General features: G+C 59.9%; 18 protein-coding genes. 5 read left to right on the top strand and 13 right to left on the bottom strand.

Annotated features, from left to right (window positions below):
• Nucleotides 1–131: 131 nt before the first annotated feature.
• Together CRI94_RS04355 and CRI94_RS04350 are read left to right on the top strand one after the other, a co-directional pair.
• On the top strand, nt 132–1,292 hold the full coding sequence (locus CRI94_RS04355; RefSeq protein ID WP_098074452.1) for an exonuclease SbcCD subunit D: 1,161 nt from the start codon (nt 132–134) through the stop codon (nt 1,290–1,292).
• Nucleotides 1,293–1,386: 94 nt separating this feature from the next.
• The gene (locus CRI94_RS04350) at nt 1,387–4,455 is read left to right on the top strand and encodes an AAA family ATPase (protein ID WP_179862154.1); all 3,069 of its coding nucleotides are present in this window, start codon (nt 1,387–1,389) and stop codon (nt 4,453–4,455) included.
• Between the two features lie 11 nt (nt 4,456–4,466).
• Here the strand turns inward: CRI94_RS04350 and CRI94_RS04345 are convergent, their stop codons facing one another.
• The 8 genes from CRI94_RS04345 to CRI94_RS04310 all read right to left on the bottom strand — a co-directional run bounded on the left by CRI94_RS04345 (nt 4,467) and on the right by CRI94_RS04310 (nt 16,777).
• Complete coding sequence (locus CRI94_RS04345; protein WP_098074450.1) at nt 4,467–4,715, bottom strand: hypothetical protein; 249 nt, start codon at nt 4,713–4,715, stop codon at nt 4,467–4,469.
• A 90-nt stretch (nt 4,716–4,805) separates the two neighbouring features.
• On the bottom strand, nt 4,806–8,252 hold the full coding sequence (locus tag CRI94_RS04340; protein WP_098074449.1) for a UvrD-helicase domain-containing protein: 3,447 nt from the start codon (nt 8,250–8,252) through the stop codon (nt 4,806–4,808).
• Between the two features lie 71 nt (nt 8,253–8,323).
• Entirely contained in the window at nt 8,324–11,428 is a 3,105-nt protein-coding gene (locus CRI94_RS04335) for a PD-(D/E)XK nuclease family protein (protein WP_098074448.1), read from the bottom strand.
• Between the two features lie 56 nt (nt 11,429–11,484).
• Nucleotides 11,485–12,114: an SGNH/GDSL hydrolase family protein gene (locus tag CRI94_RS04330; protein ID WP_179862153.1), complete on the bottom strand. Its 630-nt coding sequence runs from the start codon at nt 12,112–12,114 to the stop codon at nt 11,485–11,487.
• 124 nt (nt 12,115–12,238) lie between these two features.
• Nucleotides 12,239–13,603, bottom strand: a complete 1,365-nt coding sequence (locus CRI94_RS04325) for a hypothetical protein (RefSeq protein ID WP_179862152.1) — start codon at nt 13,601–13,603, stop codon at nt 12,239–12,241.
• A gap of 213 nt (nt 13,604–13,816) precedes the next feature.
• Nucleotides 13,817–14,560, bottom strand: coding sequence for a M48 family metallopeptidase (locus CRI94_RS04320; RefSeq protein WP_098074829.1), 744 nt, complete (start codon nt 14,558–14,560; stop codon nt 13,817–13,819).
• Between the two features lie 281 nt (nt 14,561–14,841).
• Nucleotides 14,842–15,591: a sll1863 family stress response protein gene (locus CRI94_RS04315; protein WP_098074445.1), complete on the bottom strand. Its 750-nt coding sequence runs from the start codon at nt 15,589–15,591 to the stop codon at nt 14,842–14,844.
• Between the two features lie 97 nt (nt 15,592–15,688).
• Complete coding sequence (locus tag CRI94_RS04310; protein ID WP_098074444.1) at nt 15,689–16,777, bottom strand: endonuclease/exonuclease/phosphatase family protein; 1,089 nt, start codon at nt 16,775–16,777, stop codon at nt 15,689–15,691.
• A gap of 274 nt (nt 16,778–17,051) precedes the next feature.
• Between CRI94_RS04310 and CRI94_RS04305 the strand changes: the two genes are divergently transcribed.
• Entirely contained in the window at nt 17,052–18,155 is a 1,104-nt protein-coding gene (locus CRI94_RS04305) for a PA0069 family radical SAM protein (protein WP_245846068.1), read from the top strand.
• 17 nt (nt 18,156–18,172) lie between these two features.
• On the opposite strand, the gene CRI94_RS04300 is transcribed toward CRI94_RS04305, so the two are convergent.
• The 5 genes from CRI94_RS04300 to CRI94_RS04280 form a co-directional block, all read right to left on the bottom strand.
• Nucleotides 18,173–18,388, bottom strand: a complete 216-nt coding sequence (locus CRI94_RS04300; RefSeq protein WP_098074443.1) for a hypothetical protein — start codon at nt 18,386–18,388, stop codon at nt 18,173–18,175.
• Nucleotides 18,389–18,571: 183 nt separating this feature from the next.
• Nucleotides 18,572–18,808 carry an N-acetyltransferase gene (locus CRI94_RS18145; protein WP_098074442.1) on the bottom strand — a complete coding sequence of 79 codons (237 nt, stop codon included), beginning with the start codon at nt 18,806–18,808 and terminating at the stop codon, nt 18,572–18,574.
• A 155-nt stretch (nt 18,809–18,963) separates the two neighbouring features.
• Nucleotides 18,964–20,958: a PAS domain-containing sensor histidine kinase gene (locus tag CRI94_RS04290; RefSeq protein ID WP_098074441.1), complete on the bottom strand. Its 1,995-nt coding sequence runs from the start codon at nt 20,956–20,958 to the stop codon at nt 18,964–18,966.
• Between the two features lie 609 nt (nt 20,959–21,567).
• The gene (locus CRI94_RS04285) at nt 21,568–21,762 is read right to left on the bottom strand and encodes a type II toxin-antitoxin system prevent-host-death family antitoxin (RefSeq protein WP_098074440.1); all 195 of its coding nucleotides are present in this window, start codon (nt 21,760–21,762) and stop codon (nt 21,568–21,570) included.
• Nucleotides 21,763–22,568: 806 nt separating this feature from the next.
• Complete coding sequence (locus CRI94_RS04280) at nt 22,569–23,360, bottom strand: hypothetical protein (RefSeq protein ID WP_098074439.1); 792 nt, start codon at nt 23,358–23,360, stop codon at nt 22,569–22,571.
• Between the two features lie 366 nt (nt 23,361–23,726).
• Here CRI94_RS04280 and CRI94_RS04275 point away from each other — a divergent pair, with 366 nt between their 5' ends.
• Both CRI94_RS04275 and CRI94_RS04270 read left to right on the top strand, forming a co-directional pair.
• On the top strand, nt 23,727–24,809 hold the full coding sequence (locus CRI94_RS04275; RefSeq protein WP_098074438.1) for an alkaline phosphatase D family protein: 1,083 nt from the start codon (nt 23,727–23,729) through the stop codon (nt 24,807–24,809).
• A gap of 168 nt (nt 24,810–24,977) precedes the next feature.
• Nucleotides 24,978–25,268 (top strand): DUF3817 domain-containing protein, encoded by a 291-nt coding sequence (locus CRI94_RS04270; RefSeq protein WP_098074437.1) that lies wholly within the window; start codon nt 24,978–24,980, stop codon nt 25,266–25,268.
• Nucleotides 25,269–25,296 lie beyond the last annotated feature (28 nt).

Below are 25,296 nucleotides of genomic sequence, written 5' to 3'. Positions count from 1 at the left end.
ATACTCTGTGACTGCCTGCGAGCACGACTGCACGAAAACCAAAGCAGGTTCTCACATCCAGCGGTTGTAATTCTGCGGACGAGTAGATTAGCATTACGGTCCGCCCCCTTCGACCGTTAGTATGCTTCTCCATGCGATTCCTCCACACCGCCGACTGGCATCTCGGCAAGCTCCTCCATGGTGTTCACCTGACCGACGACCAGCGCTACCTCGTTGACCAAATCGTCGAGATTGCAGATGACGCCGACCCGGACGCGGTCGTTATTGCCGGAGACGTGTACGACCGTTCGGTCCCACCGGCAGACGCCATAGAGTTGCTCGATGACGCACTGACGAGGCTCGTGGTAGACATCGGCGTCCCCGTAATAGCGATTGGCGGGAATCACGACAGCGCCGAGCGACTCGATTTCGGTTCGTCGATCCTGGAGCGGCAGGGACTGCATGTTTTCAGCCGGCTCCGCAAGAAGCCCGGGCACGTGGTTCTGGAGGACGAACATGGGCCGGTGCACTTTCTCGCGTTCCCCTTCGCCGAGCCCGCCATGGCGCGGTCGGTGTTTGGGAAAAGCGACATTCGCTCCCATGACGAGGTGCTCGCGGCCCAGGTCGAATCCGCCTCAGACCTTCTGCCCGACGGCGAGCGGGCGGTCGCGATTGCCCACGTCTTCGCTCAGGGCGGCGATCTTGCCGACTCCGAGCGTACGCTCTCAATCGGCGGAGCAGAGACGGTTCACATCTCTCGCTTCCAGCGCTTTTGCTACACCGCCCTCGGTCACCTGCACCGCCGCCAGCACATCGGCGCGTCGAACGGCGAGGCCCCGCGGCACGTCCGCTACTCCGGCTCGCTGATGAAGTACTCGTTCAACGAAACCGGCCATGATAAGTCGGTGCACATTGTCGATGTGGATGGGGACGGAACGTGCGAGATCGAGACTATCCCACTAGAACTCCGACGTGACCTCTGCCGGATCGAAGGTACGATGACGGAGATTCTGGACGGCCCCGCGGACCACGTCGACCCCGACGACTACATCTGGGTCACACTCACCGACGACGGTCCCGTCCACGACGCGATGAGCCGGATCCGCGAGGTCTACCCAAATGCTCTCCACATCGAACGCCCGCGACGCGTCGAAACCAACAAACTTCAGCAGATGACAGGCGACGCGTCCTCACTGTCTGTTGACGAGGTGTTCGAGACGTTCTTCACCTACGTCACCGGTCGCGACGACATGCCCGAGCAGCAACGGGACATCCTGCACGATGCGCTCGAACGGAAACACAAGGAGAGCTGAGAAGCACTTGCACGCCCCATTTCGCAGTTCGAGTTCCCCACTTCGAACTTCGTGCTCCGCATTTCGCATTTCGAATTCCGCATTTCGCCCTCGAATGACGCCCCTTCGCCTTACGCTCTCCGAGTTCGGTCCGTACACGAATACGCAGACGATCGATTTCGATGAGCTCGACAACCAGCGCCTCTTCCTGATTCACGGCCCCACCGGCTCCGGCAAGACGGCGCTGCTCGATGCGATCTGCTTCGCCCTCTACGGCGAAACGTCCGGCGACGAACGGGACGGGCAGGAGCTACGCAGCGATTTCGCTAATGACGATGATCCGACCGAGGTCGAACTCGACTTCCAGCTGGGCGAGCGACTCTTCCGCGTCACGCGGCGGCCGCGACAGGACCTCGCCAAGCAACGGGGCGACGGGCTCACGACCCACAGCGAAGACGCGACATTGTGGGAGCGCACGGACGTAGACGACACGGGCGGCCCCGACGAAGGCAAGGTCCTCGCCGAAGGAAAGCGCTCGGTGGACAGCACAATCCACGACCTGCTCGGGTTCGAGGTCGACCAGTTTCGGCAGGTGGTCATGCTGCCGCAGGGAAAATTCCGACGCTTCCTCTCCTCCAGCTCCAAGGACCGCGAGAACCTGCTGAAGGTGCTCTTCGAAACGCGGCCGTACGAGGAGCTGGAAGACACGCTCAAGGCGATGAAAAAGGAGGCGCGTGAGGCCGTCGATCAGGTGTTGAACCGGCAAACCGTGGAGCTCGAACGACACGGCGTGGAGGATGTCGATGCGCTGGAAGAAAAGCGCGATCGAGCCCGCGACATTCACCAGAAGGCGCTTGCCTGGCTGAACGACCTGAAGTCGCGGCACCAGGAGGCCGTCGAAGCACTTCAGTCGGCGAAGAAGGACCGCGAGCGGCTGGACGAATTGGACGAAGCCAAGGATGCGCTAGCAACCCTGGAGCAGCAGACCGACGCTCACGCCGAGAGGAAGCGAACCCTCCAGGCCGCGGAGCAGGCGGCGAAGGTTTTTCCCTACCAGAAGACCCTCAAGGAACGGCGCGAGGAAGCGGAGCAGGCAAAAAAAGCCCTGGATGACGCCGTGTCCGCTCAGGAGGACGCCAAGGTGAAGCTCGAAGCCGCACAAGATGCGCTTGCCTCGGAACGGGATCGCGACGAGCAGCGGGACTCCCTTCGCCAGCGTCTAGCGCAACTTGACGAACTGGAGGACACCGTGGAAGAACTTGACCGGGTCGACGGTGACCTCGACGCAGCGATGTCGGAAAAGGAGAAAGCGGAGACGGCATACTCGGAGGCCAACACAAAGAAAGCCACCGTCGAGGAGAAGCAGTCTGAGGCGCGCGAGCGGCGAGAAGAAGCGCAGCAGATGGTCGTGCAGCTGGAGCTGTTGCAGACGAAAGCCGAGGACGCGGAACGGCGCCTGCAGGAAGCGACGGCCCTCGAAAGAAAGCGGGAGGAGCTGGAAAAGGCCGAAGCCGCCGTACGCTCGGCTAAGGAGGAGATTCAGAAAAAAGAGAATCGTTTATCCGACGCACAGGCTCATCTTGACGGTCTTGAGCAGCGTCGGATGGAGGGCTACGCGACTGTGCTCGCTGAGAATCTTTCGGCTGCCGAACCATGCCCCGTCTGCGGCGGGCGCGAGCATCCCGCACCGGCGACCGGCGCCCACGACGTTCCCGAACCGTCGACGCTAGAGGAAGCACGTGCTGCCATCACGGTCGCACGTGAGGAACTCACCGTCGCACGAGATGACCTTAGCGAGGCAAAGAAGGAGGAGGCACGCGTTCAGACCGCGATCGAAGGCATCCTCAAACGGGACGACGACCTGCAAGACACGGACATCCCATCGCTGGAATCGGCGCGCCATTCCGCCCAGAAAAAGCTCGATGCCGCGCAGTCGGCAAAGAAAGAGCTGCTGACCATCGACGAGACGATCGAGCAGCACGATGAGAAGTTGTCGGAGCTTGAGGACGAGATTTCCGCGGCGCGTGCGGCTCTGCAGGATGCCGACACCGAAATTACGCGCCTCCGCTCCCGACGCGACACCCTCGCCGAAAAGGTCCCGGGCGACCTCTCGACCTCGGACGCGCTCAGCGAGGCCCGGGAGACGGCGGCGTCCACGCTCGAAGAGCTGGAGGAGGCGCTTGAAACCGCAATACAGACTCGCGACAATGCGAAGACGGCGTTTGCTGAAGCCCGTGCTACCGTCAAGAGCGCTCAAACCCGACTGAACGACGCAACCGAGAAGGCATCGAAGGCGGAGGAAACGTTCCGCGATGAACTGGGAAGTGCCGGATTCGAGAGCCGCTCTGCGTATGACGACGCCCGTCGACCGGAAGATGAGAAGGAGCGGCTTCGCAAACGCATCGAACAGTTCGAGTCGGATCTAAGCGACGCCCGGGGACGTGTCCAACGAGCGCGAAAAGAGGCCAAGGGAATCGAGGCTCCCGACGTCGAGGCCGCTGAAGCACGGAGAGATCAGCTGGCGACATGGGTCGAGCATCAGCAGCAGCGCGTGTTCAAGATCAAGAACGCGGCAGACGAAGCAGCAGACGGACTCGAGGCACTGGCGGACCTTCGGGATGCACTGCAAGCGGCCGATGAACGGTTTAGCGACGTGGGTGCACTCGCCGATGCCGCACGCGGCGACAACGACCACAATCTGAGTCTTCAGCGCTTCGTCCTCGCCACCCGACTGGAAGAGGTGCTGGAGGTCGCAAACGAGCACGTCGCGCGGATGAGCCAGGACCGCTACCGGCTGCGACGCCACGACGAGGTGCGTCACGGCGGCCGCGCGGCCGGACTCGACCTGATGGTCCATGACGCATTCACCGGCACCGAGCGACCCGTCAGCACGCTGTCCGGCGGCGAAGGCTTTCAGACGGCACTGGCCCTCGCGCTCGGACTCAGCGATGTCGTTCAGCGCGTCGCGGGTGGACGGCACATCGAGACGATCTTTATCGATGAAGGCTTCGGGAGCCTCGACCCGGAAGCCCTCGACCGGGCGATGGAGTCATTGCTGTCGCTGCAGGAGAGCGGGCGCCTCGTCGGAATCATTTCACACGTCACAGACCTGAAGCAGCGCGTACAGGCCCGTATCGAGGTCATGCCTTCGCAGCAGGGAAGCACCGTTGAGTTGGTGAGATAACTCCGTCGGATTCACTCGGAACCATCCTCCGCACGTTTCTGCAATTTTTCTGATGCAGCATCCAGAATCCTGGCTGACTCGCGACAGAGTCCCCGCAGGTCTTCCAGATCTTTACGCAGATCGTCCGGCGTCTTCTCATCCTCGCGTTTCTCCTCGTACGCCTCCGTCATCCGCGCCGACAGCGATTCGAGAGCCGTCGCCACCTGTTTGACGGTCTTCATCGTCGCCATCAAACGATATTCGTCAGCCTCATACTCCATCTCGGTCGACCTGATTACGTGATGATGCTGGAGGTGAGAAGTGCTTGTACCGAACGGACATCGCGTTTCACTACGGGTGCACGGTAAACATCACCGCTCCGATTCGGCGGGACCTGTAGTATCGGGGCTCTGCACGACGGACACAAATGCATCGGCGTCCGCAAACCAAATCCCCGCGTGATCGACTTCCTCTCCCTGCAGCCGACGCCACGCAGCTACGTACGCCTCAACCTGAGTGCTGTACTTACCTTCGGCCCGCTTCTTGGCGTCCGTCGCTGGATTATTCGGATCGAGGCGATCACTCTTAAAATCGATCACGGTCCAGCCGTCGTCAGTTTGATAGAGCAGGTCGACCTGACCCCGCGTCAACTCGTCCGGCCCCTCATCCGATGCGGTCATGTGAGCGAACCGATACTCTGTGCGAACATCGGAAGCCTCTTCGATCTCGTCCCAGATCCACGACGCCCGGAACGAGTCGACCATTCGCTGCAGCGTCTCTACCCGTTCCTCGACCGTCGCGTCGGTCGAACGGTCCAATCTCAAAATGCCCTCTGCCTCCAGCACCTGTCGGAGCATCGGCGCGGTCAGGCTTGGTGGATCTGTCCGGTGCTCGACCAGCAGTTCCAGACAAGCGTGGAGCGCGTTGCCCAGTGCGCGTCCGTAGCCCGGAGCTCCAGCAGCCCCAGAAGATGACTCGGCCTCGTCGCTCGCAGCCCTCGTTTCGTCATAGCTCTTTTGCGCTCCAGCCTCGATGCGCGCCTCCAGATGCGCACGCGCGCCGTCGAGATCCGGTGCCGACGCCTCAACGGTCGTCGATTCAGAAGCATCACGTTCGGGAATGTCGAGGACGGGAGCGGTTTCGTCTGTCAGGTACGGATGCAGCGCGCCCCAGTACCCTGCGCCGGCCTTCTTCGGGTATGTCGACACGACCAGCAGCCGCTCGGCACGCGTCGCCGCGACGTACAGGAGTCGATGCTCTTCCGCCTCGCCGATCCGCTGCTCCTCGGAGATAAACGACCGCTCGTTATCTTCGTGCCACCCGCGAGGAGCGTGCGTAATCTTCGAGTACACCCCCTCGCCTTGAATCACTGGGACCACCACGTCGTCGTGCTCCCTTCGCACGTGCTGCTCCGGGGTCGGTGACGAACCGCGGGTGTAGGGGTCCGCGAGGAAAACAACCGGCGCTTCCAGCCCTTTTGCCTGATGCACATTCATGATGCGGACGGCGTCGTCCTGCCCCGTCTCTAGCGTCATGCCATCCATCTCCTCCTCGCCCTGAAGCACGAGGTCCAGTTCCTCGACGACCTCACTCCAGCCGAGTCCGTCGCTCCCCCACGCCTGCACGACATGAAGCAGCCTCATGACGGCTCCCGCCCGTGTGGATGCCTCCGACGCCTTCTCCGGATGGGTGGCGCCGGCCAGCAATCCCGTCCGGTCAATCAACTGCTCGATCCCGACGCCCGGACGCGTGTCGTGAACGATTGTACGCACCGCCTCAAGCTGCTCGGCTGCGTCCTGAAGTCGCCCACCGCGCTCCTCATCGAGCTGATCGATGGCTGTCTCGTGCTCTTCCGCACCAAATGCTGAGAAGCTTCCGCCCGCCATCGCGTAGCGATACAGGTCGTCGTCACTCGCGCCGACGAGTAATCCTTTCAGGTAAGCCACCGCGTCCACGGGGTCGTCCGGTCGGAGCGCCGCGCGCAGCACATCGACGATGGCCTTCAACTCCTCCGAATCGCTCATGTCGCGGCTTCCGGTGACCGTGTACGGAATGCCGTGCCGGGCGAGCGCGTCCGTGTATTCGCTGAGTCGCGTTCGCACCCGCGTCAGAATGAGGAAGTCGGAGAACCGCACCTCACCACGGAAGACCGCTCCCTCCTCGTCATGATAAAACTCCGGTTCGGCATCGCCGGCGCGCGCGACCTGAATGAAGCGCGCAATCTGTTCTGCGTCCTGACGCGCGATGCGAGAACCGTAGTTGCCCTTCACAGCATCGACAGGCTTGCGTCGGATGGACGTATGCTCCGGCCCCGCGGGGCGCTGCGGATCGAAGTCGACGTACTCCGCCTGTACGTCGGCAAAGGCTTCGTCGCCAAAAAGATCGCCGAACACATCGTTGCACCACGTGCAGATCGGGGCGCGCGAACGAAAGTTCTTTGTGAGGTCGACCGCCTCGCCATTCGGCTCATCATCAATTCGCTGACGAAATGCCTCAAACACATCCTTGTCCGCGCGGCGGAAGCGATAGATCGACTGTTTGTCGTCCCCCACGATGAAGAGGCTGCCGTCGCGGGGCCGACACGCCCGCCAGTCCGTCTCCTCCGGGTTATTGCTCGCAAGGAAAGACAGGATCTCAGCCTGAAGCGGGTCGGTGTCCTGAAATTCGTCCACGAGCAAACGAGGATACCGCTCCTGGACGTCGCGCAACACGTCTGGACGATCTCGCAGCATGTCGCGCGTAAGGCTGAGCAAGTCGTGGAACGTCAACATCCCCTCGCGCCGACGCAGCTCGTGGTACCGTTCGACCGCAGGAGCCGTGCACGCTACGGCCACGCGATGCACGTGCGCCTCCCACTCCCGGAGCACCGGCTGCACGGTCGATCGGATCAGGTCCGGCAGCAGCTCGTCGCGCAGTATCTTCGCCCAGCTTGAGTTATTGACGTTCTCTCCCTTCCAGTACGTCGTCTTGACACTGGCACGATCGGTGTCCGACACATTCGCTATGACGGATAGAAATTCTGCCTTTTGTGCCGGCGCGTCCATACCGAGGTACAGAACCATGCGCTCCGCCTTGTCAAATGCCTTCATGACCGCATCCGAACCTTTCACCGGCTGATCCGGACGGTATTCGCTCCATTCGCGGATCTTCTCCCGTACCGCTGCTACGGCAGCGTCCATTTCCGGCGGCTCGTCCGCACCGTCCGTGAACGGCTCCAGGTCAGGAAAACGGCAGAGGCGTTGAAAGAAGGACGCAAGTTTCTGGGCTTCGAGACCACAGTCGGAAAGCTGATCCAGATGGTCTCCGTCGCCATCGTGAAGGGCCTGCAGGTGCTCGTGCCACGCGCGCTCCCGTAGCTGCCGCTCGTCTCGATCGGACAGGCCTGCAGTGAAGTCGGGGGGCAGCCCAGCGTCAAGCGGCCGCTCGCGGAGGAGACGGGAGCAAAACGCGTGGATCGTCCCGATGAACGTCGACTGCACGTTTCCGAGCGCTGCGACAACCCGACGATACTCCGCGGAATCCTTTGGCAGGTCACGCCGGGCCTCCTCCAATTCTCGAGAGAACCGCGCGCTCATCTCCCCCGCGGCCTTTCGGGTAAACGTAATGGCCGTCAGGTCCTCGACCGGAACGCCCGAACGAACGAGTGCCACCATTCGCCCGACGAGCGCGGTCGTCTTCCCGGATCCGGCCGCCGCCCGGACGACAAAGTTCGTGCTGGCGTCGAAGTCAGACAGGTCCGGCACGCCGGACGGTGCCCAGGGCCCGATGCGTCGGCGCACGGCCTCATCGTCACGAACAGCTTTCGTTTCGTTACTCATCCTGTACTGCAGTTAAGGAATACATCTGTAGTAAGCTCGAAAGCACGGGTCGCTCCCGAGATCGCTCGTGACTAAAACGAGGGTGGCTTCGGGCGGTCGTCCGGGTAATTCTTGTTCTTGGCCCGAACCTCCTTCTTTCGTGCGCCGAGGTCCTGGACGAGCCGGTCGTAGCCGTTCCACTTCCAGTCCGTGACGCCATCGAGGCGGGGCGTGACGGGGAACGTGCCGGTCCGGGTCAGGTCGCGCAGCGTTTCGATAATCTTCTCCGCCTCCGATCGATGCGGCGCCGGTGGAAACCCGATGCGGGCCCCAACCTCCGTCGCATTGGCAAAATAGTATCCCGCCCTTTCGACCGTTTCACCGGTGAGCGCTTCGAGCGCGAAGGCGTAGAGCGCCCACTGCAGCGTCTTTCCGTCCTGCAGCGGATCGCTCTCGTCGTAGGATTTCGCCCGCCCGGTTTTGTAGTCCCAGATCGAGAGCGCCCCCGTCCCGTCGTGACGGTCCACGCGGTCGATCTTGCCGTGCACCTGCAGCGTGGCCCCCGCGACCGACAGGTCGGCGGCCTCGAACGCATTGTTGTCTTGATCATCCAGACCAAAGCCGATCTCGAACTCGTGCGGGATGGCATCGTTGTCCCGGTCCATTTCCGCACGGAAGAAGACCCTCGCGTGCGTTTTGAGTTCACGCAGTGCGGCGGATCGAACGAGATCGCTCGATGGCTCGAAGCGTTCCGTCTCCTCCTGCAACACCTCTTCCACGATACGGAGAAGAGCTTCCTCGTCCGACATTTCGGGGATACGACCGTCCAGCTCCCGTACGAACCGTTCATAGATAGAGTGCAGAAGTGTGCCCTTTCGGAGACTGTTGAGCCACGCCTCATCGTCAATAGCCGGTTCATTGAGCGGCTCCACACCCAGCACGTACTTGAGAAAGTAGATGTAGGGTGCCTCAGCGAGTGTTTGTAAGCGCGAGGCCGAAACGGGACCGGTCGTGGAGGCGAAGAGATCGAGGTCAGAGTACTCGCCCTCCGGGAGCAGTCCGTCATGCTCGGTGTATGTCTCAGATGCGCGCGCCGCCCGTGCAGCCGCTCCATCCAAAATCGACGGGTGGCGTTCGGCCAGCCGATCGCGGGCCGACGTCTTCTCATCTTGCTCGTGCCTGCGGGCGTAAGCAGCAAGCCACGCGTCCCGATCCGAGAGCGGGATATCGCCCGACTGGGGAATCAACGGTACGGTTCGAGCGGTAGCGATGTCGCCAGCCTGACGCTCACGGGCGAGAAAATAGGCAGACGGATCGCACTCTTCGCCGGCACCGACATCGAACGTGCGGCTGTAAAACATGATCGGGCCGCGGTGACGAGCGAGGGCCTGATCCGTGCGCCAGAGAAGTTTGTCTGCAGCGGTCAGAGACGAATCCCGAGTCGCAGCATCTAGCTCCTGCAGAACATGGCGGTCTTCTTCTCCCAGCAGACTGTTTTCGCCGACCGGGGCATCGAAAGACGCACTATCCATCCCGACAACGTAGAGGTGGGTTCTGTCGCTGTACCCGACGGCATCGAGTGGGAGGATCTGCACGTGTCCGGGCCGCACCTGCTGCGGCTGCACGTTCTGCGCGGTCAGCCACTTCTGGAGGAGACGCGCGATCCGTCCCGCGTCCGTTCGCAGGGAAATGTCTGCATGCTGCAGGTCCTCCAGCTCTTCGTACAGGCGCCGGCGCGCGACCTCATCGAGCGTACGCTCTTCCTCCGGCTTGTCGGAACCGTCCGGTGGACCGAACGAGCGGAGATAGCGCCGGGTGCCTCGCGCAACCTGTTCCAGCGTAACCGGCTCATTTAGCTTTGACGGGTCGATGCACGTCAGCGCTCCGTCGCTCACATCCGCATCCGGGCGGCGCGTCCCCGGCTGCAGCAGGTCTACGAGAAACAGCACGTGCTCAAAAAGCTTCGTTCGCTCCTTCAATTTCGAACGTGCGGCGTCGGTGCGTTTCTCATCTGCGTCGTTTCGGGCCTGATCCACCGCTTTGCCCAACCCTTTCAGCAACCCCGAACGGCCCGCTTCGTACGACCGCTCTGCGATCAGCGTCGCTGCCCGCTGTGGCGTCAGGAGACCCGGGGCGGCCGTGTCCCCATCCTGGTCCTCCATCCGGAGAAGATTCTCCCGGAGCATCGTTATCAGCGGAACGGCGCTGAAGTCGTCCCGCACCCATTCGTAGAGGTAATGGAGCGCGCGACCGGTGCGCGTCATCATCGCCGGCTGTCCGGCTCCGGAGACAAAAGGCAGGCTCGCCCGGGCCGCCCGATCCGGAAGTAGCGTTGCGTACGGAGTCGACGACGTGTACGCGATGGTGACGTCGTCGAAGGCCACGCCCGACTCCAGGATGTCACGAATCACGGCATCGGCCTCACTCAGCGCGCCCACGCACCGTACGAACGCCCGGTCGTCGGACGCTCCATCCGATTCCACCTGGATCTCCGAAACGTCACTGAACCGTGCGCACGCCGACTCTCGGGGCGCACGCTGAGGCGTCGACACGCCTGCACGAAGAAAGCCCGTCGCTGTGTCCTGAACGGCTCGAACAAAGCGATAACTCCGCTCGGGAAGGTCGACGCCGTTCAGCAAAACGACCACGCTGTCTTCGATGCCCGGTGCCGACCCGCTCCGCACCCGACGCTCGGCCCACGTCAGCAATTGCGCATCGTCGTAGAGACCGTTGCTTTCCAGACGATCGAGATACGCATCGTAGGCATCCGCAATGATACCGAGTGTGCCGTCGCGTCCTTTCTCCGCGGCATACGTGCGGAGGCGGTCCGGATCGACGGCGTCGAGGCGTAGTGTCTGAATCGCATCGGAAACCGTGCGTGCGAGGTGGTGTGCCCCGGGCGCAGACGTGTCGCGCAGGGCTGGAGCCATGTCTCGAAGAATATCGGCGGCGTAGAACAGCCGTCCGACGGAAAGCATCTGCCTGCGACCGGACGTTAGCGCATCGATCATAGCGACCTTCTCCGCGAGGTTCGCGGGAGGTAGCGACTCGATTCCATGCCAACTTCCGAGCCGACGGGCGAGGTCCGTTTCCAGGGAATAGCCAACCTGAAGGGTTGGGACAAGCACAATGAGGGGCGCCTCCGGATACGATCTGCGCGCCGAAACGAGCTGATCAAGCACAGAACTGGGGTACATCACCGAGACAAGGGAGCGAGGGGCGAAAACAGAGGGAAGACGTACGCGACTAGAGATCAGCCGCGAGGAGAAAGGGGAACGCTGCAGGTATCGGGCTCCGTGATCGCGGAATGGATCGCCGTCGCGATTTTGCGTCCACCCTTCTCGTTGGGCTCGATCTGCCGCACGTAGTCCGACGTTTCGTCGCAGACCCGTCCAAGCTCGATGATCGGGCAACCATGATCGAGCGCGGCCTGCGTGATCGCGTGATTCCACATCGTCAGCGCCGCCGAGATGACGCGCTGCTGACCCTCCTCGCTGAAGTCGCCGGGATAGATCGTGCAGACCGTCGTCGGCAGCCCGAGGTTGAGCACTTGCTTGAGGCATCGGCGATAGCTGCCGGCGAAGTCGTCGACGATGTCCTCCAGTTCGAGCAGAGCATCCGCGATCGTATCCACGGATTGCGTCAACGCATTGACGCTGAGAAGTGCGTCGTTCCCTCCGACGCTCAGGACGGCGTGAGTGGCTTCATCCTTGACCGTATCAACCTGGTAGCCGACGTCCCGCATCCGAGCTCCGTCCACCGCCGCCAGGGACGCAGAGCCGTCGGGGCCAAGCAGGTCGTTGAGAATAGCAGTCACGTGCGGGCCGCCGGCGGTGTAGGCGGCATTATCAAGCGTCGAGTCGCCAATCAGCGTAATGTGCATGTAGACAGGCAGGAGACGAGGACAGAGCGAAACGCTCGGGTCGAATGGAATCAAGAGAGTACGGAATGCGGCGCGTAGAAGAAAGCCGCCGCTCTCCCATTCGATGTGCCACACCCTCATTCGCTCAACGATCTTCCTGGAATCGGAGATCGTCCAGACCCTCCTGGCCCCTGGATTCCGCCTGGGATTCGCCACGGACATCCCAGAAGCTGTCGTCGAGATTGAACTCCGGAGCCGTATCCGTGAAGGGCGGCTGCAACCGGGCTGTCATCATTTCCTGCGACTGTGGAACCAGATCGGTCGGTGGCTCCTCGTCCTCCTCTGATTTTATCAGGTTCGGTAAGCGGATAATCTGCTCGCGATACTTCACGCCGATCGCTACGCCCACCATGCCCATCAATATTCCAACGAGGAGAAGCCACCATCCATTCACCCCGGCCGTGGATTCGCGTGGCACCCGCTTCGTCGGCGGGATCCCCTCGACACGAGCAACCGACCGAACGTCCTCGCGGGAGGAATGTCGAAGCTCCGGGTCATCGGATTCCAGCGGAATGGGATCGCGATCCCTCACCTGGTCGGCAGGACGGCCGCCCCGGCTCGCGAACTCGTCGTCGGGTGGCCTGACGAACGGAATCTCTGTATTCGATTCCTGCTGCCGCGGGGTGCGCTTCTTCTCTTGGACTCGATCGTTCGCGGTCCGGCTCGATGTTCGCTCAACGGATTGGCGGTTGCTCGCTCGTGCCGTATCTCCCCGTTCTCTCTCGAAAGGACTCGACGTGCCCCCTGACACACGTGGCAGCCCCCCAGATACAGCAGCCAAGGCCGATGAAGCGACCTCGGGCAAACCAACGGGAAACAAGACGCTGTCAAAGAGACGGTTGATGGCGTCGACCGAATCATGGGGCACCGGCCCCATCGTCATCCGCCCTGACCAGACGGCATCGAACCCTGGTGTGTAGCCATCCTTCCCCGCATTGACGTAGCTTTCGAGGAGTTCACCATTTGGAAGGCGAGCCGCTACGTACGTAATGAATGTCGACGGTGACACCCCCGAGCCGCGAGGTGCCGTGCCCGCATACCGTTCTCGCGACCGCCCCAGACCGTTCAGTGTGTCTACCCGCACGTTGCTGCCAAGCCCCCGCTGCCCTGTTCCCGTGACTGTGCCCACGATCTGATGGACAAGGGCGTCACGCGAACTATACCCTTGCCGGTCGATGGTGTGCGGTTCGTCGCCGTACTCCTGATACACAACGATGATGGTGCCTGCCGGAAGCGTCTTTCCCCTGTACGCGGTTTCCCCGGGCGCACGGACGGCTCGACGCAGCGTCAAGACATGATCCTCGGCCGATGGCATTTCTGCGATCGCATCGGGCGGACCCGTCGCCTGCCATTTTCGCTCATGCTCACCACTGCCCAGCGTCACAGCCCCCACAAGCACGAGAATGAGCATCATCCTCCACCGGCCCAGCGTGCGGCAGCGAGAAACCATCCATCGAGAAAAAAACGGGATATCATCCACACGATCAGACTCGGACATCGAACCACCACCCATTCTTTAGAGACCGTCGAAACGGGCGATGTGAACCACGTAGACACGCCGCCCAGGCCTGGAGACTCGGTCCAATATCAACGCGCCTGAACTCTCGCACCCCGGTATTTTGCGCATTCCGACATGCGCCATGGACGCAGTATCGCAATTCGGCTATACGTGACGACCATCGAAAATGAGCGTCGGACCATGCTCGTCCAGCCACCGCTCTTTCTCCCGGTACGTCGGATCATAGCGCTCGACCACGCGCCAGAATTTGGCACTGTGGTTTGCATGCAGAACGTGGGCGAGTTCGTGCACGATGACATAGTCCACGATTGCCGGAGGTGCCATCAACAGCCGGTAATTCATGCTCAGGGTACCGGTTCGAGGCGAGTAACTCCCCCACCGCGTCTTCTGATTGCGAATCTGCAGGCGATCGTACGTGAGTCCCATCACGCTTCCGAAATGCTGTGCCCGATCCGCGTAATGGGCGCGGGCAGTCTCCCGGTATAGATGCTCCAACTCGGCATGCACGGAGGTGGCCTGGACCCGGTCGCGGCACAAAACCAGCGAATCGCCGTCCAGCAGCGTGTCGCCGGACACGTGAGACTGGTCGCATGGCTCGACGCGGACGGTACGGTCCCGCCCGAGTAGCGGAAAAACCGCTCCGGGCTCAAACGTTCGCACCGGGAGCCGGTCACGGAGCCGGGCGAACTTGTCCAGATGCTTTTGCACCCAGGACGCCTTCCGTTGCAGAATGACGGCTGGGTCAACGGAGGCACGGTGCGGAAGAACGACGGTAATTCCCTTCAGATTCGCTCGGATACGAACGCGTTTTGCCCGCTTGCTTCGACGGACACGATAGGTGATCTCGCGGCCGCAGAGCGTCATGGATTCGGTCGAGGTAGTGGACACGTGGGAAAGGTACGTTGCGACGTTGGAGGGAACGCAGGATAACATACGCACTCCCATCTGGATTCGAAACTCGCCTCGAACGGCATCGGGGTACCGTTCGCTGTGATGCAGTAAAAAAAAAGGCCTCCCGCCGTAACGACGGGAGGCCTCATCGTGTGTCCATTCCTCCTCCGTTCTGCTACACGCTACGTCTCGTGATTCTGCGATGATGCGACGGCATCAGAGCGTACGCTTTCTCCCGAGCACGCGAACGGAACCAAAAGGTGTGGAGTCCGAGGTGATTATTGGTTATCTGGATTGGACATCTCTCTATTCGGCTCGATTCCCTCTTCCATCTCATCCAGAGCCTGGGCCGTCTCGGAACGTGCCTCTACGATGCCATCGACCAGGCCTGAACGCATCTCAGCGAACTCCTCTTCCGTTGCCTGTTCGGCCTGTTCGAGCTGCTGCTGCAATTCGTCGCGTTGCTGCTGCAACTCTTGAATTTCTTCGCGCGTCTCGGCTTCCATTTCGTTCTCCGCCATCTGCGCTTGCTGTTGGAGCTCGTTGATCTCGCTGTCTAGTCGCTGCAAACGTTCCTCCGCCGCGGCGACGAACTCATCCTGCTCCTCTGCGGCTTCAAGAACAAGGCGGTCGACGTTTTGCTGCAGCTCCCGACGATTCTGACGGATATTCGCTCGGAGCTCGGCCGCCTCCTCTTCGCTGGCCTGCTCGAGTTGATTCATCTGATTGTCGAGCTCCTGACGCTGCTGCTGAATCTCTTGATATTGCTCTTGATACTCCTGCTGCATCTCGTCTCCGGCAGCCTCCCCGGCCTGTTCGAACTCCTGTCCCAGAGCCTCGATATCATTGTCGATACCCTGGAAGACTTGCTCGAAGTCCTGCTCCATATCCTCCATTTCAGCAGCCACCTCACCGTTTTCTGCTGTCTCCGTGGAGGCCTCGTCCGCGTCGCCGGCCTCCTGGCACCCCGCGAAGAGGATGAATACGGCGAACACTGCGGTGCTTAGAGTCATCGATAACGTCTTCATGGCATCAAGCGCTTGTTCGAGTCCGATGTGAGTCCGAAACGGAACGGAAGGCACGCAGGTTGAGCCTATCTTGTGAACGGCTCGAGCCATGCCTCCGTCAGTGCTGCGATTCTGCGGCGCGTTCCACTTTCTCCTGGGCCTCCTCAACATCATCCGAGGAGGGCTCTGGCTCCGGTTGGTCTTCAGGGGCTCGCCACTCATAGTGGAGCTCCGTACAAACTGGAAAGTGGTCCGATCCGACGTAGTCTAAAAGCTGCAGGTTGACGAGCTTGAAGTGGTTGGAGTGAAATATGTGATCAAGTGGGAAGCGGAAGATCGGGTACTCCGCATGAAAGGTATTGAAAATGCCCCGACCCTTGCGAGGATCGAGCAAGCCACTTAGTTGAATGAAGAGGTCTGTCGTATGTGACCAGGCGACGTCGTTGAAGTCGCCCGCAACGACGGTCGGAACGCTGCCATCGACTTCTTTCATCTCGCGGCCGAGCAACACCACTTCTGCATCACGCTCTTCGGCGTGATTGTCGCGGATCGGCTCGGGGGGGCGAGGATGCACACCATAGAATGTGACCGTTTGGCCGTTGCGCATCTCGATTTGAGTCTTGAGCGATGGTACGTCGTCCTCCACCAACGTGCGGATCTCAGGGTCTACGAGGGGCAGGCGCGAGAGCAGCATCATCCCGTAGTAATTGTCCTGAGGCTGTGCGACGACGTGAGGGTAGTCGTCCCGCAGCGATAGCATCGCTTTCTCCCACTCCGCATCCACCTCGAGTGCCAAAATGACATCCGGATCGGCCGCGCGCACAACGTCGATCCAGGTCTGATACCCCTCGTTTTCCTGCATCACGTTTGAGCTCACGATACGGAGCGTATTTTCCTGACGCGGCCGACGCGCCCAGTCGACCGGACGCGGCATCACCGGGAGGTAGGGTGCAATGCGGCGAATCTGCCATGCCACCGTCAATCCCATGACAGCAAGAAAGGCGATGTCCCAGAAGCCGCCGTTGTAGAATCGGAGCATGAAGATGATTCCAGAGATCGCGGCCAGTGACGCAATAAGCGGACGCGGAAAGTCCCAACCGCGAATGAACCAGTGGGGATGCCGGCTCAAACTGAGGGCTGTACCAACGGCCATCGACAGTCCGAGACTGACCGTCACAACGTGCAAAGCGATCCAGAAATAGGTCACGTGGCATTTTCATGGGGAAACAAGCCATCGATGCCGGATGAAACTGACTCACAATTGGATGTTTCCGCGGGTTCGCCATCGTGAGTCAAAACATGCACACCTGCAACGGGAACCGTGCGGTCTTACATCAACCTGCGCCGTTCGTCCATGTCGACGACGGGCGATCAGATCCATCGGCGCGTAATCTCATCCATCACCTTCTCATCGAGAATTGCGTCGCGAGGATCTCCCCTCACGCGATTGAACATGTATTGCACATATCGTACATTGGTACGTGAGTCGACCCTTTCTCCCGAAGATCGAACCGGTCATGAACGACGAGATGCCGTGGCGCCGAGGTCGTGGGGCACGCCGCAATGTGCCGAACCGTTTTGAACCGATGTACGTGGATCTCGACCCGGGTGAACTGGATGAAGATGAGCGGAGAAGCGTCGACACCACATTTTTCACCGACCCCTCGACCTCCATTCTATCGAAAAATGACAGCCCGGATGTCCCTTTCGAGTTCTCGCTGAACCCGTATAAGGGATGCGAGCATGGTTGTCCCTACTGCTACGCCCGTCCGTCACACGAGTACTGGGGCCTCTCGGCAGGCATCGACTTCGAATCGAAGATCTTCGTCAAGACACAGGCGCCCACCCTTCTCGCGGAGACGCTGCAGAAACCGTCCTGGACGCCTCAGCCGGTGGCTCTCTCCGGCAACACGGATCCGTATCAACCGGTCGAACGCGAGCTAGAAATCACACGGCGCTGCCTGGAGGTGTTTCTCCGACACCGAAATCCGGTGTCGATCGTGACGAAGTCGGCGCTGATCCGCCGGGATGTCGATCTGCTGGCCGAAATGGCGGAATACGACCTCGTGACCGTCAACATTTCCCTCACGAGCGTCGATGATTCGCTCGCTGGCACGCTGGAGCCACGAGCCGCACGTCCCTCTCTTCGCCTGAAAACGATTCGAACGCTGAGCGAAGCCGGCATTCCGGTCCGTATCCTTCTCGCACCGCTTATCCCGGGACTGAATGACGAAGAGATCCCGGAGATTCTATCCTCCGCTGCCGAAAACGGCGCTCGGGCGGCGAGCTACATCTTGCTACGTTTGCCCGGACCCGTCGAGGATATATTTAAAGACTGGCTCGATGAGCATGCTCCCGACCGGAAGAACCGGATCCTGGGACGTCTTCGGGAGCTTCGAGACGGCAAGCTGAACGACTCCACATTCGGTCGTCGCTTCCGCGGTCAGGGCGAGTGGGCGTCCGTTCTCAACCAGCTCTTCCATAGCGCCAGACGATCGGCGGGCCTTGACGTACGCACCGACGCGCTGAAGACGAACGAATTTCGCCGCCTGCCCGGTGGACAGATGTCTCTGTTTGACACCTGAGGCCCCCTCATTCTCACTCACTGCTTCTGCTGCCAGTCGACCACAAGCAGCACGCCGCCGACCAGGATGAGGCCGCCAGCAGCATATGTTGGAATCGGAAGCGTACGCTCTTCTTCCTTCTGAATCTCCAACGGACCGGCGTCAACGACCGTCTCCTCCGTGCTGAATGATACGCTCGTGAGTATCATTCCGACGATTCCGAGTACAACGAGAGCGATTCCGACCTTTCTCATAGCGAGTCTTTTCTTCTCCGTGGATTTAGCGTGGGCTGCAGTACGCGACGTGTGCCAGTACGTTCATACCTATTTGGCGGATGGGTCGCGAGGAAGGCAGAACGCTACGTCTGAGGTAGGACTGAAGGCTGTCCGCCAAACAGGTTCTCACAGTGTCATCCACTCACGTGCTCGGTAACGAACTCAACGGGTGTAAGCGTCGGGCTTACGTCGAGTCTCTCTGCGCGCAAACGGACAAATTAGATTGCCGGGCAGTTCGTTGCTTTGTGCATAATCGATCGCCTCACGCGCGAGCTCCGACCCAGGACCATATCGTTCAAGTGCCGGTCTCACGTCCGCGTGAGCGATGACCACGTTTTCGTTGATCTCGATGTCGTCGAGACACGCCAAATCTCCATCAGAGGAGAACTCGAACTGCATCTCCGCCGCGTTCTAGGTGAACGTTGGAGTAGAATCCGGCGCCGGACGCCAACGTGACTCAAGGACATGCTCCGTCCGCAGGATACCGCGGACGTATGCCGGCTATCGAAGCCTTTGGCGCATCTGGATGTCCACACGGTCCCAGTCTCGCTTGCTCACCCATTGTCGAGCGGCAACGTCACGGTAAACCGCGTACCCTCACCCTTTTCGCTATCCACGTGAACGGTGCCGTTCATCATTTCAGTGAGGCGCTTCGTAATCGCCAGCCCGAGTCCGGCACCTTCATGGGTGCGTCCCACACCGTCCGACTCTTGCCGAAACGCTTCGAAGAGATGCGGAACGAAACTGGCGTCGATACCCACGCCGGTATCAGCGACCGTAATCCGCGCAACGGGCTGGGTCGCAGCTCCCTCGTCGCGCGATACCTGAACACGGACCGCTCCACCTCCTGGCGTGAACTTGATCGCGTTGCTGATGAGGTTCGTCAGAATGCGATCCACTGCGTTTGAATCGAGCCGCCCCCGAACATCGTCGTCTGGTGTGGCAACGGAAAGATCGATGTCGGCATTTTCAGCCATCGGCATCATCATTTCCACGGTTTCGCACACGTGGTCGGTTACGCTTACGTCGGACCGACGAAGCGCGTAGGCACCTGCGTCCAACTTCGAGAGCTCAAGTACCGAGTCCAGCGTATTCATCAACCGGTGACTGCTACGCCGAATGGTCTGGGCAAAACGTGCATTTTCGGCGTCGAGGGACGCGTGGAGAATTTCCGCGAAACCGATGATCGCGGTAAGGGGTGTCCGAACCTCGTGGCTCATATTCGCAAGCATAGCGGACTTGAGCCGTGCAGCCTCTTCTGCGCTCTCCTTCGCCTGGCGCAACTTCCGCTCATACGTCTTGTGATCCGTGATGTCGGTATAAATCGCGTACACTTCGCTGTCGCTCCCGGTGGAGCCGGGTCGCAGAGCCGCCCGGACGCGGAAGTCACGCTCTTCGCCGCCCGCAATCCGACGAACCTCCGCTCGCACCGTCGCTTTCTCCACCACGGTACGGTTGATCACCACGGCGTTTTTTCGATCATGCACAGGCACGATCGCAGCGTGTAAATCGCGACCCTCGAGCTCATCGGCGGTGATGTCAAATACCGATTCGAATGCCGGGTTCAGCGTGCGAACGATAAACGAGTCGTTCTTTGGAACGCCGTGAACGACAGGGGTCGGCAGATTTTGAAACAGCGTGGCAAAGCGATCCCGCTCTTCGCGGAGGGCGTTCTCGTACGACTTGCGCTCCGTATCGTCGAACCCGAGGGCCAAACGGCGTCCGCCGGGGAGTACGACACACATCCACTGCGTCGTCACGGTGGACCCACACGAGGTGTGCATGTCGAGCGAAATCCACCGGGCCGGAGCCTCCTTAAGGAAATCAACCGCCTCTTGTCGCACTTCGTGATCTGGTAGCAACGCCTCAACGAAGGCTCTCGTATCCGGTAGTGTCTCCCGCTCGTAGCCGGACAACGATTCGAGCTCCGAGTTCACGTGCAATAAGCGGCCCTGGTCGTCCAAGGTACAGCATAGAATGGGCGCGTCGTCAAAAAGCGCCGGCAGATCGCCGTGCGCTATTTTCGGGGCTGCACCGTGAGTGTCGTCGTGCGATTCCACCCGATCTTCCAGGGTCGAATAGGCGAGTGCGGCAATATCTTCGATCTGCGCCGCGGACGTGAGCCAGCACTCATCCGGCTGCTCACACACAACACAGAGCGTCCCGATCGCGTCGTCCGCGCTAGCGCCGTCAGCGGATGGAGGGCGGATGGGAAAAAGTGCCACACCTCCTATGCCCAAGTCGCGAAATGGCTTCAAGCGTGACACACCGCTCTCCTCGGAAGCTGCTCGATCCGAGACATTCTGTGTTTCGGACACGTACGGGCCGTCGACTGAATCAGCAAGTCCAATCAAGGCCTCAGCTATGGCCGGCGAGACATCGAGATCAGCAACGACGGTTCGCTTCGAGCGGCCTAAAAGTGCCGCTCCCGTCGCAGAGGCAACATTGACCGCTGCTCGCAGAACGCGGTAGACAGGATCTAAAGGATCCGGTGATGACGCATCAGAAAGGGTCGAGTCCACAGAGGACGACGACGAAACGGGTAGCATGTGTATCAAGGGGGTGACGCGAGTCGGGAGACGGCGTGCGTGCGGGGAATACACGTCCGCTACTAGGCAGAGAGGTTAAAAGCCAAGACGGCGCCAATCCAACGAGTTAACGCGGAGCGGGCGCACGAGTACGTGGGCGTCCGGGATTCCGGGAAGGAGTCGTGGCACTACGTCGCGCACCAAGCCACACTCCAACGCATTGACCTCACGTCGTCACAAAAAGCCTTCCAGAGTAATAATCCATCCACTTAAGGTAACGGCTACGCTCAAGTTAGGCCCAGTTCGGCACCGGCTGACTTGGTCTTAAAACCGCTTCCAACAGTAAAAAGGAAGTAGTGTACAGAAACAACAGGTGTCGTGCCCTTTCCCCCTGCAACGCAACCATCCATTAGCGCTCGGTTGCGGGTGCGATCAGTTGAAAACCTGTTTAGTGGATGGATCGGTTGCCGGGGCCGACTGAAAGGAGGTTACCCCGTGGGGAACTACCGGGCAAGCGCAGTAGCTCCACGGGACAAGATCCACGAAGTCGTAGGCCAGAGATCGTCCGCCAAACAGGTTCTAAAACGGCACATTTATCACAGACTCCCTGCTCAGTCTGCCCTCAGCGTCCTACAACTCTTCGAAGTCTACGACTTTCGAGAGCTTGCGGTAGAGCTCCCACGAAATCAGCACCGCTTCCGGTGTGTTATTCCGCTGAATCGCGATACCTCGCGAACTCTTATTCACTGCATCAATCAGAGCTGCCGTTTCCATTCTGATCTCAGTGACGGTAGCAATGGCGTCAACGCCTTCAGTCTGGTACATTGGAAAAAGGTCTGTATGGGGAAAGAAAATATTTTGCTATCAACGCTCGTATCATACAAAAAGTGACAAAAAGAAATAAGTACATCCCGAACGCACACTCGTACCTATCTAATTCTTCACGTTAATGCCTACGAGGCTTACCTATTCCATATGAGAATACCATGCCATGTGCCGAGTAACCGATCAGAGTGGAATACGATATATTGTTTCTTTTATGGCACCACAACGATATCACTACCACGATAGCCCCAATCGACCCTACACCTCGACCTAGATTTCCCCCCTTCACCGAGACGCCATCGATCGTGCATAATCCTGGATACCGGACGACGACGTTCTACGTATTGCACGAATAAAGATAGATTCAACCGGCGCAATGGTGATCTTTATAAGGTGCTGTCAAGATCGAGTTATCGCACCGAATATAATCCGCTGCCCGAGAAGCTGAGATACGACTGACTGTTAATACATTATCGCCGATAGCACTAAAATCATACACGTAAACCTATTCCTCTGCGGCGTATCACAACACCCGTATCAGTGATCTACGTCTTTCACCTACGACACAAAGATACCCAAACAGGCGATTAGAGCCGCTTTTATTGCCCTAATCTGCCTTGCCATGACTACACATCTACATTCGTCAATCGGCTTTCCCTGATGCGTTTCACATCTTGGATCCATTCAACTCGTCTGATGAGCTAGACGTGGCCGAGCTGTCTTTTCGTCGATAAAACAAACCCCTCCCTTCCATGCTGGAAGAGAGGGGGTTTTGCCTTCGTACGCAGCGAATCGCTCCGCCGTGATTAAAATGCACCCTCCGGCAAGTCGGCGTTGACGGTCACGCTCTGGACTGTAACGACAACAGGATCGCCACTCATGATGGCTTCCATCTGCTTACCCATCATGCTTTCCATCCGCTCGCGCTGAGCCTCCGGCATCTGCTCCATGCGCTTCTTCATCTGCTGCATCTGCTGGCGCTGCGCCTCCGACATCTGCGTTTCAAACGTCATCTTCCACGGCAGCGTCACCCCATCCGTCGTGCGATAATCACCGAGGTGGATCGTCATGCCTGACATTCCCTGCTGAGCACCATTGCCAGACATCTCCATGCGATGGATGTGGTTGTCGTCAACTCCGATGAAGTACTTCATCTCGTTCATAGACGACAGGTTCGGATCGATCTTGCTCGGATCACCCACGGTGATGACGTAGCACTCGACGCCGTCGATGGTCTCCGTCCCACTGTACGTTCCATGCTCGGCGAGCTTGTCAAACTGCTCAAATTGATTTTGGACCGTCTGACCGCCCATCGGAGAGGACTGCCCCTTCAATTGAGTCGATGTTTTGAAAGCAAGCGGGCCTCCTCCGTTTTCTCGCTTGTAGTAGGTTGTGTACAGGTCGCTTTCAACGATATAATTGTCTACGCCGTCGAACATTTCAACGTACGACGAACGAACGTCGTCCATGATCGACGCCGCGTCCTGCGCTGTGGCGGGTGCCGCTGCAAAGCCTGACAGCATGGCGACAACGGCCATCACCAGGGTCCAGCGGCGCATCATCGACTGCATGCGGGGCGAGGTGGTCTCGGTTTTCATAACGGTTCAGATGCAATGACAGAAATCGAGGTTCAACGCTGAGGGACGATCGCCGCTACATAGCACGTCGACCGCTTGAGCATGTGCTTCACGAAAACATGAGCACGTACCCACATGAGTGTCCCATGTTTGCGGTCCGTATCCAGAGCAGCCAGGCAGAAGATGCCTGGACGTGGCCCCTCGGATTCTACAAGCCGCTACTCGCGCTCGGTTCGTAACATACCAACACCCGTGAACACGATCAAAACGAACGTTGGTTGTCAACGATCATAGCATGCGAGGTCTTCTTTGGACTCCGGCGGACGGAACGCACTTTTCCCCGGGAGGGTTGACAAGATAACGTTCCGCAGAAACGCTCCCGCTCCCATGGCATCGTCGCATATTTGTCGCCTGCGTCTGCTTGCTATGGCCGTGCTCGTAGCATGGCCTCTCGGATGTCAGGCCCCCGAGAGCCCGCAGACCCATCGCACCACGACGTCCTCGTCAGATTCTGTTATCACGCGCATCGCATTCGGCTCCTGCAACAACCAGCGGCTGAAGCAACCCCTCTGGTCCCCGATTGGCGAGTCCTCACCCGACCTCTGGATCTGGATGGGCGACAACATTTACGCCGATACAGAGAACATGGCGAAGATGGAGGCGGAGTACGACCACCAGAAAAGCCAACCAGGATACGAAGCCCTACGCGAGAAGGCGCACGTTCTGGGCACATGGGACGATCACGACTACGGCGTGAACGACGGCGACCGAACGTATGCCAAGCGTGACAGCAGTCAGCAACTGTTTCTGGACTTCCTGGGTGTGTCGGCTGACAGCCCACGCCGCGACCGTAAAGGCGTCTATTCGTCTCACACATTTGGACCACCCGGAAAACAGGTCAAGATAGTTCTTTTGGATACCCGGTTTCATCGCGACCCGCTCACCAAGCTGGACACCCCGAGTCGACTCTACGCACCGGACTCAAGTGCCCGGCTTCTTGGCGAGGAGCAGTGGAGATGGCTTGAGCAGGAATTACGCGAGTCTGAGGCGCGCGTTAACCTGATCGGCACCAGTATCCAGGCGATTGGCACGGAGCATCGATGGGAGAAATGGGCCGATGTGCCGGCCGAGCGTGACCGACTGTTTCGCACGATCCGAGAGAGTGGCGCGTCCGGCGTAATCCTACTCAGCGGCGACCGCCACCGCGGAGAGCTGTCTCGCCACGACACAGCGATCGGATACCCACTCTATGAGTTGACCTCAAGTGGACTGACGCATACGACGCCGGCCCCAGGCGAAGTCAACAAGCATCGCGTCGGCGACCTCGTGGAGGTCCTCCACTACGGACGAATCGATTTATCATTCGAAGCTCCCGATCCCCACGTCCTCCTTGAGCTCCGAGGCCGAAAAGATACGCTCCTGCTCCGCGAGCGCGTCTCCCTTTCTTCGCTGAAGCCCGCGTTGAACTAGAGCGTAGGGGGCAGATTATTTTCGAACCCCCGGCGAAAACCGCTGGGAGATGCACCTCCCGACGAATCGCGGCAGACTGATCTGTCGTACGTGCCGTGTCATTATGCCTGGATTCGTCTCTGCCGGACCGAGCCCAACCGCCCCCCGCCCCCCTGACCTCAAGCTCCCATGTCGCTCTTCTTCTCCTGGCGCATGAGCGCCATCATTGAAGGCATATCTTACATCGTCCTGCTCTTCATCGCCATGCCGATGAAGTACATCTACGGCATGCCCGAAGCCGTGAGACTCGTTGGGTCGATCCACGGCCTCCTCTTCGTCGTGTTTATGGCGCTCCTGGCGGTAGTCTATCTTCGCGACACCATGACGTTGAAGCAGTGCGTCATGGCGTTCATTGCCTCCGTGATCCCGTTCGGTGCGTTCGTATTCGACCACTACATTCGCCAGCGCGTCCCGGCATAGAACACAACCGGCCGGTGAAGACAGAAAA

Source organism: Longibacter salinarum (assembly GCF_002554795.1).
GTDB classification, from domain to species: Bacteria; Bacteroidota; Rhodothermia; order Rhodothermales; family Salinibacteraceae; genus Longibacter; species Longibacter salinarum.
Note: the sequence above shows the minus strand (reverse complement) of the source record. Positions and strands in the feature narration are given on the sequence as shown.